This window comes from Acidobacteriota bacterium, from assembly GCA_026707545.1.
Lineage (GTDB): Bacteria > Acidobacteriota > Thermoanaerobaculia > Multivoradales > Multivoraceae > Multivorans.
This window is the reverse complement of sequence record JAPOWR010000001.1, coordinates 171465-185570: the sequence shown is the minus strand read 5'-3', so window position 1 is coordinate 185570 and position 14106 is coordinate 171465. Positions and strand designations below refer to the sequence as shown.

Annotated in this window: 8 protein-coding genes; 3 read left to right on the top strand and 5 right to left on the bottom strand. The window is 69.1% G+C overall.

What is annotated here, in order from left to right; all coding sequences use genetic code 11:
* Positions 1 to 2: 2 nt before the first annotated feature.
* Both OXG83_00680 and OXG83_00675 read right to left on the bottom strand, forming a co-directional pair.
* Positions 3 to 506 carry a hypothetical protein gene (locus tag OXG83_00680; protein ID MCY3963521.1) on the bottom strand — a complete coding sequence of 168 codons (504 nt, stop codon included), beginning with the start codon at positions 504 to 506 and terminating at the stop codon, positions 3 to 5.
* A gap of 24 nt (positions 507 to 530) precedes the next feature.
* Positions 531 to 2300, bottom strand: a complete 1770-nt coding sequence (locus OXG83_00675; GenBank protein ID MCY3963520.1) for a DUF885 domain-containing protein — start codon at positions 2298 to 2300, stop codon at positions 531 to 533.
* A 74-nt stretch (positions 2301 to 2374) separates the two neighbouring features.
* On the opposite strand from OXG83_00675, the gene OXG83_00670 reads away from it, so the two are divergent.
* The 3 genes from OXG83_00670 to OXG83_00660 are packed head-to-tail and all read left to right on the top strand — an operon-like array spanning position 2375 to position 9716.
* A complete protein-coding gene (locus OXG83_00670; protein ID MCY3963519.1) occupies positions 2375 to 3538 on the top strand; it encodes an SGNH/GDSL hydrolase family protein in 1164 nt (387 codons plus the stop codon).
* A complete protein-coding gene (locus OXG83_00665) occupies positions 3535 to 7173 on the top strand; it encodes a plastocyanin/azurin family copper-binding protein (protein MCY3963518.1) in 3639 nt (1212 codons plus the stop codon). Before OXG83_00670 ends, OXG83_00665 begins: the two co-directional genes overlap by 4 nt.
* Entirely contained in the window at positions 7170 to 9716 is a 2547-nt protein-coding gene (locus OXG83_00660; GenBank protein MCY3963517.1) for a PQQ-binding-like beta-propeller repeat protein, read from the top strand. Before OXG83_00665 ends, OXG83_00660 begins: the two co-directional genes overlap by 4 nt.
* 12 nt (positions 9717 to 9728) lie before the next feature.
* On the opposite strand, the gene OXG83_00655 is transcribed toward OXG83_00660, so the two are convergent.
* From OXG83_00655 to OXG83_00645, 3 genes are read right to left on the bottom strand one after another with little or no spacing between them, the layout of a single operon-like run.
* A complete protein-coding gene (locus OXG83_00655; protein ID MCY3963516.1) occupies positions 9729 to 11078 on the bottom strand; it encodes a tetratricopeptide repeat protein in 1350 nt (449 codons plus the stop codon).
* Between the two features lie 36 nt (positions 11079 to 11114).
* A complete protein-coding gene (locus OXG83_00650; protein ID MCY3963515.1) occupies positions 11115 to 11684 on the bottom strand; it encodes a TlpA disulfide reductase family protein in 570 nt (189 codons plus the stop codon).
* A 2-nt stretch (positions 11685 to 11686) separates the two neighbouring features.
* Positions 11687 to 13987, bottom strand: a complete 2301-nt coding sequence (locus tag OXG83_00645) for a TonB-dependent receptor (protein ID MCY3963514.1) — start codon at positions 13985 to 13987, stop codon at positions 11687 to 11689.
* Positions 13988 to 14106 lie beyond the last annotated feature (119 nt).

Genomic DNA, 14106 nt, shown 5'->3' with positions numbered 1-14106 from the left:
CCTCAGTACTGGAGATGGGAGGCCATCATGACCTTCGCCGTGTAGGCCAGGAATCGGCCCGAGGTGATCACCGCGGCCCACAGCACGAGCGAGACGAGCGCCAGCAGCCGCTCCCTTGTCGGGACAGGCACCGCGTCGTGGAGGGAATCCCTCAGGACGCCGCGCTGGAGCGCCCTCATGATCCAGAGCGCGACCCCAATCGCCACCAGCTTGAAGTAGAACAGCGGATTGGTCAGCGCCTTCGCCGGGTACGCCAGCAGCAGCAGGAGCCCGGAAGCCGTGACCACCGCCAGGCTCGCCCACAGCACCGGAACGTAGCGTCGCATCAGCGAGAGCGGAACCCCGGGCGCGACTCCGAGGACGCGCAGATCCGTCACGACATGGATGCCCGCCACGAAGGCCATCCCGATCGAGTGAAACACCAGGCTCGAGAAGAAGGCGCCACCCGACTCGCGCATCCAGGTGGAAGGACGAGTTTCTTCCAGCCAGATCAGGAAGTCGACCATGTCGCGGACAGTTAGTCGATCCAGCTACGAGGACCCTTGCGCCTCGATCCAGGCGTCGATCAACTCCTCCAGGATGTCGAGCGGCACCGAACCGTTCGCGAGCACTGCGTCGTGGAAGTGACGGACATCGAAGTCCGCGCCGAGCGCCTCCTCGGCTCTTGCCCGCAGCTCGCGGATCTTCAGTTCGCCCATCTTGTAGGCGAGCGCCTGGCCCGGCCAACTGATGTAGCGGTCCGTCTCGGTCGTGACCTCGTGCAGCGAGAGCGCCGTGTTCTCGGCAAGGTAGTCGAGCATCTGCTGGCGCGTCCAGCCGAAGGCGTGCACGCCCGTGTCGACAACGAGCCGGCAGGCCCGCCAGATCTCGTAGGTCAGGCGGCCGAAGTTGCTGTACGGTTCCTCGTAGATGCCCGCCTCGAGCCCGAGGTACTCGGAGTACAGGCCCCAGCCTTCGCCGAAGGCCGAGAGGTAGTCGTGGCGGCGGAACTCCGGCCCGGCGTCGATCTCGGCCGCGAGCGCGTTCTGAAGATGGTGACCCGGCACCGCCTCGTGCAGGGTGAGCGCCGCCAGCGCGTAGAGGGGCCGGCTCGGGAGGTTGTACGTGTTGACCCAGTAGATGCCGGGCTGCGTGCTGTTGTACGGGGCCGACACGTACCGGCCGGCGGTGTACTTCGGCGCCATGTGGTCGGGGACCGGCTCGACCGTGTAGGGAACCCGCGGCAGGGTCGCGAACAGGGACGGCAGCTTGCCGTCCATCGTCTTGGCGATCCAGGCTGCCCGCTCCAGCAGCTCCTGCGCGGTCTTCGGGTAGAAGCGCGGGTCCCTGCGCAGGAACTCGAGGAACTCGGCGTAGGAACCCTCGAAGCCGATCTCCCGGATCACCTCCGCCATCTCGGCCCGGATCCGCGCGACCTCGCTGAGGCCGATCTCGTGGACCTCCCGCGGCGTCACGTCGAGCGTGGTGAACCAGCGCACCTGCTCCGCGTAGTACGCCTGACCGTCCGGCAGGTCGGAGGCACCGACGGTCTCCCTGGCGCCCGGCAGGTACTCGCCGACGAAGAAGTCGTAGAACCCCTGGTAGGCCGGCACCACCGCCTCGGTGATCGCCGCCTCGGCATCCGTCAGGATCCGCTCGCGGTCCATCTCCCCGACGGACGCCGACACCTCCTCAAAGGGCGCCCAGAAGGCGCTGTCCCGGGGGTCGTCGACGATGTGAGCGGAGATCGTGTCCTCGTAGCCCGTAAGCGTCACGCGGGGCAGGGTGAAGCCACGCTCGATCCCCGCTCGCATGTGGCCCTGCTGCTGCTCGAAGTAGGCCGGGATCGCCCTCATCCGAGCGATGTAGTCGTCGTAGTGGTCCGCCGTCTGGAAGGGCATCGGGCGGTACATGCGGGCGAACCCCATGTGGAAGCCGGAGTCCGCGTTGAGCGGCATCTCGTAGCCGCCGAACTCGAAGCCCTGCACGCTGCTCCGAAGCTGGCGCTCGAACATCCGCGCGTTGATCCGGTCCGCCGCACTGAGCCCGGAGACGTCGATCTCCTCGAACCGCCGCAGCACGTCGCGGCGCCGTTCCACCCGGCGTTCGATCGCCTCCAGGCTGACGTCGGCCAGCTCGTCGTTCCGGCTGTGATCGCCGACGCTCGTCGCAAACTGCGGACTCTCGACGAGCCTCGCCGCCCACTCCTCGTCGAACAATGCGTAGAGTTGCTCCCGCGCATCCTGGGGCGGCGCACAGGCGACGAACGCGGCCAGCATCGGCAACGCAAAGGCCATCCACACCAGTCGTCCTCTGCTCATCGGAAGCGGCAACCCTATCGAAGCAGCGCGGACGCCTGCGGGCGGCGACCGGCTGTTACGATTACCGACCGCGCGTGAAGAAACTGTCCGCCCTCCTGTTCGCAATCGTCGCGGCCGGCGCCTCCGCGGCGGAAGCCTCCACGCTCCAGCTTCGCCACGGCGACCAGATCTGTCTGGTCGGCAACACGTTCGCCGAGAGATTCCAGCTCTTCGGCTACTTCGAGAGCGGGCTGCTCGCCGCTTTCCCGGACCTGGAGCTGTCGGTACGCAATCTCGCCTGGTCGGCGGACGAAACGGCACTGCGGCCGCGACCGCTGGACTTCGGCGCGGTCGACCGTCATCTCGAGGCGCAGGGCGCGGACGTCGTTCTCCTGTTCTACGGCGCCAACGAGTCGTTCGCGGGCGATGAGGGTCTGCCCGCGTTCCGGAACGACCTCGGGAGACTGCTCCGCCACGTCTCGAAGCAGCTCTACAACGGCTCCGAGCCGCCTCGCATCGCTCTCGTTTCGCCCATACCGCAACAGGCGCTGCCGTCCGGCCACGGGCTCGACGCGGCGGCGGTCGAACGCCGCAACGTCGAGCTGCAGGTGTACACCGAGGCGGCCGAAGCCGTCGCGGACGAGAACGGCGTGCCCTTCGTCGACATCTTCGACGGCGTCGCGGCCGCGTTCGCGGGCGAGCCGGCGCCGCTGACGGTCAACGGCGTGCATCTGAACGAGGCTGGCTACTGGCACGCCTCCCGGGTGCTTCTCGAAGCGCTCGGCGCGTCGGAGCCGGGTACGGTCGTCGCCTCGGCCGAAGGCGGCGCGGGACTGGAGATCCGCCCGCCGGTTCTGCCACCTGGACCCAATGCGATACCGGACCGCCTCCGGATCAGCGTCCGCGGCCTGGCGCCCGGCTACTACGCGCTGCGGCGCGGCGACCAGACCCTGGCCTCGGCCAGCGATGGAGACTGGGCGCAGGGAGTCGACATTCAGGCGACGCCGGCCATCACAGCGCTGGTGGAGGCCGGCGACGGCCTGCGTCGCGTGGTGCTGCAGAAGAGCCGGCTGTTCTTCGACCGCTACCGCGCCGTGAACGGCTACTACATCTACGGCGGGCGCAAGGAGCCCTTCGGCGTTCATTCCTTCCCGCCCGAGATGGCCCGCTTCGACGAACTGGTCGGCGAACTCGACGACAAGGCCCGCGACCTTGCGCACTCGGGCGAAACCTGGCGATTGGAGCGCGTCGACCGATGAACCGCGTCCCACTCGTCGTCCTTCTTGCCGCGGCTCACCTTTCCGGTCCGGCGATCTCCCAGAACGTCACCAACGAGGAACCGAACCTCGGCGGCGAGCCGCGGTACGAAGCCCGTGATCCGGCGTACGCGCTGGAACACCTGCACCCCGCCGAGGGGTACGAGGTCTCGCTGTTCGCCTCCGAGCAGGACTTCCCGATCGGCAACCCGGTCGCTCTCGCCTTCGACTCCCGGGGCCGGCTCTGGGTAGCGACGATGCCCTCCTACCCCCAGCGCCTGCCGGACGAGGAACCCGACGACAAGATCGTCATTCTCGAGGATCGCGACGGCGACGGCCGCGCCGATCACCACACCGTCTTCGCCCGCGGCCTGCACGTGCCGACCGGCTTCGAACTGGGTGACGGCGGCGTCTACGTGGCCCAGCAGCCGAACCTCATGTTCATCGAGGACACCGACGGCGACGACGTGGCCGACCGCTACGAAGTCGTCCTCCACGGCTTCGGCACCGAGGACAGCCACCACTCGATCTCCGCCTTTACCTGGGGACCCGGCGGCGCGCTCTACTTCCAGGAAGGCGTCTTCCACCACAGCCAGGTCGAGACGCCGTACGGGCCGGTGCGGCTGGTCGACGCCGGGGTCTTCCGCTACAAGCCGCGGCGATTCCACCTGGAAGTGTTCGTCTCCTACCCCTTCGCCAACCCGTGGGGGCACATCTTCGACCGCTGGGGACAGAACTTCATCGCCGACGCTTCCGGCGGCTCGAACTACTTCGGCGCCCCGATCACCGGCAACGCGCCCTATCCGACGAAGCGGCGGCGGATGAAGGTGTTCACCTCGATCGTCCGGCCGACGTCAGGCTGCGAGATCGTCAGTTCGCGCCACTTCCCGGACGAGGCGCAGGGCAACTTCCTGATCAACAACACGATCGGTTTCCAGGGCATCAAGCAGCACCGGGTGATCGAAGAGGACTCCGGCTTCACCTCCGAGGAGGTCGAACCTCTCCTCTATTCGACCGACATCAACTTCCGGCCCGTCGACCTGCAGTTCGGACCGGACGGGTCGCTGTACATCGTCGACTGGTTCAACCCGCTGATCGGCCACATGCAGTATTCGCTCCGGGACGAGCGCCGCGACCACGACCACGGCCGGATCTGGCGCGTGCGGCACGGCTCGCGTCCGCTGCTCGAGCCGCCCGAGATCGCGGGCGCCTCGACGCCGGCGCTCGTCCGGTTGCTGGAGAGCTACGAGGACCGCACCCGATACCGTGTCCGCCGCGAACTCCGGGAACGCCCGCGCGACGAGGTGCTGGCCGCGGTCGAGGCGTGGCTGGACGACGTCGACGCCCGCGAACTGGACGCCGGCGACGACACGAACGTCTCCGATCTGGAACACCACCGCCTGGAGGCCCTGTGGCTCTACCAGACCCTGAACGTCGTCGAACCGGAACTGCTCGACCGGATGCTCGACTCGCCCGAACCGCGAGCTCGCGCGGCGGCGACCCGGGTCGCCCGCTTCTGGCGGCGCGAACTGGACGATCCCCTGGCCATCCTGGCCGCCCGCACCGAGGACTCCTTCCCGCGGACCCGCCTGGAAGCGCTGCTTGGTCTGAGCTACCTGGAATCGGAGCCAGCGGCCCTGGCGGCCCTCAAGACGCTGGACCAGCAGACCGACTACTACCTCGACTACACCCTGAAAGAGACCGTCGACACGCTGGAGCCCTGGTGGCGGCCGGCTCTCTCTTCCGACCGCGAGCCTCGGCTGCTTGACGAGATCGGGTCGATCAGGGGCGAGTACCTTCTCAGCCGCTTGCGCACGCGGGATCTCGAGCAACTCGGGGCCCATCCGCTGACCGATCGCGCCTTGCTACGGCGCGCCGATGCGCGCGTCGAACGCCAGCGCCGGGCGATCGCCAACCTCGCCGCGGACCGTGCCTCGATCGGCCAGGCCGAACCCACACCGGCGGAAACCGATGAAGCCGCCGCGGCCCTGCTGATGGACGAGCTGGTCCGTCTCGACCGCGTGCACCCGCCCGAACCGGAAACCACCGATCGGATCGTTCTCCACCTGCTGGAGCGCACCACCACGGCCCTGGCAGCAACAAGGCCGGCACTGCGGGAACTGGCGACGGACGGCGTCCGCGGCAAGGTCCGAAGCGGCGCCATGGCCGCCCTGATGGCCGCCTCAGATGACCCGTCACCGCGACGCGTTCTCCCGCGCCGACCGGGATCGGAACAACTGATCGACTGGCTGAACGCCATCGCCACTTTGCCGCCCGAGCTACGGGTCGACGCCTATCCATTCGTGTCGTCTCTCCTCGACGACCGCCGCGGACCGGACCGCCGACGGGTGCTCGAAGCGGCGGCGCACACGTTGGCCGGGATCACAAGGGACGCCGGCCGGAGCTTCGAACGGCTGGCGGTTCTGACGGCAGATCCCACGATCGGGCTGGCCGCCCTCGAAGGTCTGGGGCAACTGACGACCCGGGCGCCCGACGCCTGGCCCGCGGACGGTAGCGACGAAGCCCTTGCCGTCCCGGTCCTGGCGGCACTTCGAAACGCCGCTTCCCGTGATCTCACCTCGCCGCGGTTCCGCACCATTCACGATCTGGGCCTGCGAATAGCCGACCGCCTGATCGACCGGACCGGCAACGATCGCGGCCGCGACCTGCGCGAGGAACTCGTCAATCTCGGCCCGGCAATCGTCACGCTGCGACCCGTTCCCCACCAGATGCTGTTCGACCTCGAGGAGTTCACGGTCCGCGCCGGCGGACCCGTCGAGATCACGTTCGAGAACAGCGACGTGATGCCGCACAACGTCGTCGTCACGAGGCCCGGGGCGCTCGAGGAGGTCGGCCGCGCCGCCGACGCGGAGGCGGAACGCAACCCCGCCGGCGCCGAGGCATCAGGCTACGTTCCGAAGACGCCCCTGGTCCTGTTCCGGACCGGCCTCGTCCAGCCGGGCGAAACAGAGGTCCTGAGCTTCAACGCCCCGAGAGAACCGGGCCTGTACCCTTTCGTCTGCACCTTCCCGGGACACTGGATCCTGATGAAGGGCACGATGCGGGTCGTCGAGCGGCTCGACGGCACGGCGGTCACCCGCTACGCCGCCCCCCGGCTCGCCCCGGACGTTCCCCAGCGCGCCTTCGTCGCCGACTGGAGCTACGAGATGCTGGAGACCGACGTCGCTCCGCTGGAAGCCGCTCCGCCTGCCAGCGACGAGGAACTCGAGCGCGGCCGGCGGCTCTTCCTCGAGGCCGGCTGCGCCACCTGCCACCAGCTCGGCGGCGCCGGCGGCCAGATCGGCCCGGCCCTCGACGACGTGCGCGATCGTCTCGGAGCGCTGGACACCCTGCGCCACATCCTGGATCCCTCGGACGAGGTGGCCGAGGACTACCGCACGACCCTGGTCGAGACCCGCGACGGCCGCTTCTACTCCGGTCTGCTCGTTGAAGCCGGCGAGGACGCCGTCCGCATCCGCTCGAACCCGCTCGACCCGAACCATGTCGAGACGATTCCGCGCGAGGAGATCGAGAGCCTCGACGAGTCCTCCCTCTCGCCCATGCCGAGCGGCCTGCTCAGCACTCTCCAGCCGTCCGAGGTCCAGGATCTGATCCGTTACGTGCTCCACCCGCCGTGACCCGCAAGCCCCCGGCTGCGATCCTGCTCGCCCTTGCGGCGACCGCAGCGCCGGCGGCCGGACAGCACGGCGCGATCGGAGGCGAGTGGCGCGAGTACGGCGGCGACGCCGGCGGCACGAAGTACGCGCCGCTCGGCCAGATCCACCCTGGCAACGTCGGAGATCTGGCGATCCGCTGGCGCTGGGAGTCGCCCGACAACGCGATCGCGGACCCCGACGCCGGTCTCGAGATCGTCGCCTTCGAAGCGACACCGCTGATGAAGGGCGGAGTCCTCTACACCAGCACGTCGTTCAGCCAGGCGGCCGCCGTCGACGCCGCGACCGGCAGGCAGCTCTGGGTCCATGACCCGAGGAGCTACGAGTCGGGACGCCCTCCGAACAACGGCTTCCTCCACCGTGGGCTCGCCTGGTGGACGGACGGCGAGACGGAGAGCCTGTACCTGGCAACCGGCGACGCGCGCCTGATCGCGCTCGACCCGGCGACCGGGACGCCCCGGCGGGAGTTCGGCAACCGCGGCACCGTCGACCTGTCGGCCGGCATCCGTTCGCTCAACAACCGCTCCGACCAGTACGGCCACACCTCGCCGCCGACGGTCGTCGGCGACGTGATCGTCGTCGGCTCCTCGGTCATGGACTGGGCGCCGCAACCCGAGTGGCCGCCGGGCGACGTTCGCGGCTACGACGCCCGCACCGGCAGGCTGCTGTGGACCTTCCATACCGTGCCTCGCCGCGGGCAGTTCGGCTACTCGACCTGGGAGAACGGCTCCGCCGAACGGGTCGGCGGCGCCAACGTCTGGCCGCCGATGACCGCCGACCTGGATCTCGGGTACGTCTACCTGCCGGTCAGCGCCCCGTCGAACCACTTCTACGGCGGTCACCGCAAGGGCGACAATCTGTTCGCGAACAGCATCGTCTGCCTCGACGCGCGGACCGGCCGCCGCGTCTGGCACTATCAGATCGTCCATCACGACATCTGGGACTTCGACTTGCCTTCGCCGCCCAACCTGGTCGACATCACCGTCGGCGGTCGCGAGATCCCCGCGGTCGCGCAGGTCACGAAGCAGGGTTGGGTGTTCGTGTTCGACCGGCGAAACGGCAGGCCGGTGTGGCCGATCCACGAGGTTCCGGTCCCGCAGTCGACCGTGCCCGGCGAGCGGACCGCGCTGACTCAACCTCGGCCGACGAAACCGCCGCCCTTCGACCGGCTGGGGATCGCGCGGGAGGATCTGGGCGACGGCGCCGAGGAAGTGCTCGCCGACCTCGACTGGGGGCCGATCTACACCCCCCTTTCCACCCGCGGCGCCGTCATCTCCCCCGGCCTGGGCGGCGGCGCGAACTGGGGCGGCGCCGCCTTCGATCCCGTCCGATCGAGGCTGTACGTACCGGTCCAGGGGGTCGTTCCTTTCTGGATCCGCCTCTACCGGACCGCCATCTCCGGCTACTACCTGTACGAATCGGGCATCCTGTGGGCCTCCGGCAACCGCTATCTGCTGAAGCCGCCCTGGGGGCACGTCACGGCCTACGACCTCGACCGCGGCGAGATCCTCTGGCAGCGAACAAACGACGGCGTGAACGGCTACGCCGGCACCCCGGCCCTGCTCGCCACCCAGGATCTGCTCTTCTACGCCAACCGGTCCCGGTCCTCGCTGACGGTCCTGGACCCCGCGAACGGCGAAGTGCTCCGCACGGTCTCGCTGCCGGCGCCAGCCTCGGGCGGCCCGATGAGCTACACCGTGGACGGCCGCCAGTACGTCGTCGTCGCGGTCGGCGCCGGGTCCTCCGACGCCGAACTCGTCGCCCTTTCCCTGGCGGGCGACCTGCCGGAACAGAATCCCGGCACGCTTGGGTTCTCCCTACCGGCTGTCACCGCGGGCGAAACAGACGGCGAGATCACCTTGAGCGTCGTCCGCGCCGGTGGCAGTGACGGCGCGGTCGCCGTTTCCGTGCGGTCCGCCGGAGGCTCCGCCACGGCGGGGACCGACTACGAGCCGATCGCACGCACGCTCGCCTGGGCTCACGGCGATTCGGCTGACCGGAGGTTCGCGCTCCGGCTGCACGAGGACGGCTTCGGCGAGGGCACGGAGACGATCGAACTGGAACTCCATGACACGCTGGGCGGCGCGGTTCTTGGCGAGCGCCGCATGGTGGTCACGGTCGAGGACGAGCCGGACGCTCCAACCGAGCCGATCGAGGATTGCGTCCCGGACACGACGACCCTCTGTCTCAACGACGGCCGCTTCCGGGTCCGGGCCCGCTTCGCCACCGCTGCCGGCGAGGACGGCCCCCTGGCGACCGGCACCCACCTGACCGGAGACACCGGCTACTTCACCTTCTTCGACCCGGCGAACGTCGAGATCGTGCTGAAGGTCCTCGACGCCTGCTCGCAGAACGACAGGTACTGGGTCTACGCCACCGGCCTCACCGACGTCGAGGTCGAGCTGGAAGTCGCCGACCCGGTGACCCAGCGGCGACACGTCATCACGAGCCCGCTGGGCGAAGCGTTCCAGCCAGTCGCCGACAATCAGGCGTTCGCCTGCGAGTAGCGCCGCGAACGGCTACGGCGGCCCGTCGGCTCGCAACCGCTCGAACGCCTCCATCTGCACCTTGGCCTCTTCGCTGCGCCCAAGGGCCTCGAGCACTCGGGCGTAGTTGAAACGGAGCGGCGCGTTACGGTCGAGCCCCAGCTCAAGCGCCCGCTCGATCCGCTCGGCGGCCTCGGTGGGACGGCCGGTTTCCGCGGCGATCACGCCGAGGAGGGCGTGGGCCTCACCGAGGTCGGGATCAAGGGCCACAGCCCGTTCGAGTGCGGACTCCGCGTCCTCGGGATGTCCACCCGTGTGGAGAAACACCCCCTCCAGGTAGTGGTGCTCCACCCGATGCGGCGCGAGCCGCCGCGCCTCGGCAATGCTCGCCGCTGCCTCGTCGACCCGGCGCATCGAGAACAACACCTTGGCCCGGAGCGAGTACGCATCCGCGACTAGCGGATCCTCGGGCCGCCCCCCCAGTCCGAGAAGAAGTTCGAGCGCCGCTTCCAGATCGCCCGCTGCGGCCAGATCCTGTACTTCCGACAAGCCGGCCGCCAGGTCCGCAGACGCCGCTCGCTCGATCTCAGCAGCGCGCTGCAGAGCGCCTTGCAGCGACCGGTGGCGCTCAAGAGCCGACTGCGCGGCTTCCCGGTCGCCAGCCGCGGCGAGGGCGCGGCCGAGGCGGTAGATCACCTCAGGTTCGCTCGGCGCGAGCTCCTCGGCGGCGCGCAGGTGCTCGATCGCCTCCGCATCGCGACCATCGGTCGACAGGATTTCGGCGGCTTCCAGACGGATCACGACCGGGTCTCCCACGCCGTCCTTCAGCGCGCGCTTCAGGTAGTCCAAGGCCTCGCCGCGACGGTTCGGATGGCGCGCCAGCGCCAGTCCGCGGGCGAGGTCGAGTCCGGGGCTTTCGAGATTCTCGGCCAGGGCGGCGTCGATGGCCGCCATCGCCCCGTCAACGAGGCCATCCGCCAGTCGGAGCAAGGCGAGTTGCTCGTAGACGTCGGCACTGCCGAGCCGGCCGTTCGTACCGTTCTCGAGCAGCCGGATCGCCTCGCCGGTGCGGTCGAGGTCACGCAGCAGCAACGCTGGCACGAGATAGGACGACGCGACCGCGTCGCCGCCCACTCCGGCCGGCGCAAGCTCTCGCGCACGGGAGAACGCCGCGAGGGCGTCAGCGGTGCGCCCAAGGGTGGCAAGCGCCCGGGCCAGCGCCAACGCCGGCGCGAACTCCGCGGGCGCCCGCTCGACAGCCGCGCGTGCCTCCGCCAAGACCGCGACCGGATCGCCCGATGCCGCATCAATCTGACCGGGAGCCGTCTGGACCGGGACCAGCGCCGCGATCGCGGTCAGCAGGAGTACAGCCACGCCGGACACGGGGCGGTCAGCGTAGCAGTCCGTCCGCAGCGAACGTCACTCCGGGGCGAAAAGGACCCTCAGCGCCGCGTCGAGTGTCGATCCGCGGGCATCGAGGGCCACCAACCGTCCGCGCCGGTCGAACAGCAGGGACCGCGGCGGATACTCCACCTGGAAGCGGCTGGCCACCGTTCCGGCAGCGCCCAGTCCGTCGAAGAGGACGGGCCAGGTGATGGCCTGCCGGCGCCTGAAGCTCCTCAGATCGTCACGTCCCGAACGGTCGAGGGAAACGGCGAGGATCACGAGGTCCTGATCGTCGTAGCTGGCCCGCGCCCGTTCGAGATGGGGGAAGTCGGCGAGGCAGGGAGCGCACCAGGTGGCCCAGAAGTCGAGCAGAACGACGCGACCCTGGAAATCGGCCGCGGTCCAGGTCCGGCCATCGAGGTCTCGCACCGCCAGATCCGCCCACAGGTCGGCAAGCCGGACGCCGTGATTCGCCGGAGACTCCAGCTCGTCCGCCCGCGCCGGTGCCGATCCGTCATCCGGAACCGCCGTCGGCGGTGCCGCCAACGCCAGCATCAGCATCGCCGCCAGAACCGACCCTGGAGCGAACACGAGTCTCCGCACGGCTACAGGTCCACTTTGACGCCGACGACCACGCTGCGCGGGAATCTCGGTCCATAGACGTAGCCGGCATCCCGTAGCGGCCCCCGGTCCAGGTCCTGCTGGTACTCGTCGGTCAGGTTCTTCACCGCGAACGTGCCCACGATGCCGCGGTCTCCGCCGAGCACGAACTTCCGGGACACGGCAACGTCAATAGCAAGGAAGCTCGGCGTCAACTCCAGTCGATCCTTGGCGATGTAGCCGGCGTAATGCGGCGCCGCCATCTGTCCCGTGTAGCGAAGGCCCGCGAACAGATCGAGCCCGCCCGAGAGCAGCCACCGGACGCTCGCCGTGCCGTAGCGTTCGGGCGTTCGGAACATGCGGGTGCTGCCGAAATCCGGTTCGGGATGGCCGAACTCCGCCCGCTGCCATCCGTAGCCCAAATCCACGGCCAGACGACCGCGCCTCAGGCTCCAGCCAACCTCCACGCCGGCGACCCGGGCACGGCCGAAGTTGGTGCGCGTGAACTCGAGTTCCGGGGTCGCCGGATCGTCCGCCTCGCGGTTGTGGAACAGATCGGCGATCGTCGTATCGAAAAAGGTCGAATCGAACGCCACGGCCGTGCGCTCGCCGACCATCGGCCTCCACTCGACGCTCAACATGCGCGAGACGGACGTCTCCTCCCGCAGGCCGGGTTCGTCCCGCACGACCATCGCCTCGCCGCCGAGCAGAGCGATGTGGAGTTGCTCGTCGAACACCGCGGGTGGACGGAAGCCGGCGCTGTGGGAGACTCGCAGGGTCAGGTCGCTTCGCGGGGTCCACATCAGGGCCGCCCGCGGCGAGACGATCGATCCGTCGACCGCATTGTGGCGGTCCACCCGCAGCCCGTAGAGCAGGGTCACGCCGTCGGCGATCCTCCGGTCGTCCTGAACGAAGGCCGCCGCCCCGCGGTATCTCTCGCGAATGATCCGTCCGTACGCTGGCTGGCGGTCGTGGATGAAATCGTCCGAAGCCTGCAGGCCGAAACTCAGCGTGCCCCGCTCGCCGCCGCGGTTGACTTGGGTGTCGAAGAGCCAAAGCGGATTGCGGGTTGTCCCGAAGGCGCTCGAGTCGCCTCCCGTCCCGTAGTAGCTGTCTCGTTCGGCGCCGGCATGGGACACGGTTGTCCGCCAGTCCCATCGCGATGAAACGGTCTGAAGCCAGGAGGCCGTGACGCCTTTCCTGTGGGAGGCCAGTTGCTCTGCGACCTGAGCGTGCTGCGGCGGCAGATGCAACTGATCGCCGCCCCGACGGAACTCGCTGACATGACTGACGTCCACCGCAAACCGCGCCGCACCGTCGAACAGCAACTCGTGGTAGCGCGCTCCGAGAGCATCCAGGTCGCGGATCGAGACGTCGGTGAACCCGTCGCCGTCGACGTCGACCGGCGCTTCCCGGTCTACCTGGCCGTAGAACGTCGCGGCCCGCGACGAACCGGGCATCAGGTCGGCAACCAGGCTGTACGAAGGGCTCCGCGCCACGGCGCCGGCGCCATCCATCCGGCTCGAGCGGGCGCTCACCTCGACGTGAGTGTGATCGGGATGGTGCGGAATCAGGTTGATCACGCCCGCCACCGCCCCCGCTCCGTAGGCCGGCGAACCGCCGCCCCTGACCACCTCGACCGAGTCGATCAGCCGGGCCGGCAACTGCTCGATGCCATAGACCATGGCGAGAGACGACACGGTCGGCTGGCCATCGACCAGAAGCTGGGAGTACGGACCCTCGAGACCGAGCAACCGGATCTGGGAGGTATTGCAGCTCTGGCAGTTCGACTCGACCCGCACGCCCCGCGTCCATTCCACGGCGTCGGCCAGTGTGCGCGCAACAACGCCCTCGATCTGGGAACGCCGCACTGTCTGCACGTGGAGCGGCACATCGGCGAGACGCTTCTCCGTCCTGGTCGCACTGACCACCACCTCCTCGCCGAACGCGGCGCGGAGGCGAATCTCGACCTGGACCGCGCCCTGCTCCTCGACCAGGAACTCCTGTTCAGCGACGCCGTAGCCGTCCGCGAAGACGACCAGCCGGTGCTCGCCCGGTTCCACCGGAAAGAGGCAGAATCGCCCGTCCTCTCCAGTTGCCACAGTCCGGGAGGAAGTCGTCAGCGTAGCCACGGCGTCGGCCACCGGTGTCCCGGAAAGCGAGCGCACCGTGCCACGCAGGCTGGCATCCGCCGGACAGTCGACGGCCCCGCCCTGAGCCGCGGTCAGCGCCGCCACGATCGCCCACAGACCAAGGGCTGTGACGCCGATACGGTCCGGCGACCGGAGCCTTCTTGGTGTTTCCATCGAGACGAATCATATTTTTCGTCTTTACGAAAAGTCAACTGAGCGACGCGGAAAGACTCTCCGCGAGGCGAGCCTCACCTGGCGTCCTCAGCTCGCTACTCGACGCCGAGAGCCCGCTG

Excerpts from the sequence above, each read along its gene's own strand:
- OXG83_00680 (MCY3963521.1), bottom strand. The coding sequence starts at position 506 with ATGGTCGACTTCCTGATCTGGCTGGAAGAAACTCGTCCTTCCACCTGG.
- OXG83_00675 (MCY3963520.1), bottom strand. The coding sequence starts at position 2,300 with ATGAGCAGAGGACGACTGGTGTGGATGGCCTTTGCGTTGCCGATGCTG.
- OXG83_00665 (MCY3963518.1), top strand. The coding sequence starts at position 3,535 with ATGAACCGCGTCCCACTCGTCGTCCTTCTTGCCGCGGCTCACCTTTCC.
- OXG83_00645 (MCY3963514.1), bottom strand. The coding sequence starts at position 13,987 with ATGGAAACACCAAGAAGGCTCCGGTCGCCGGACCGTATCGGCGTCACA.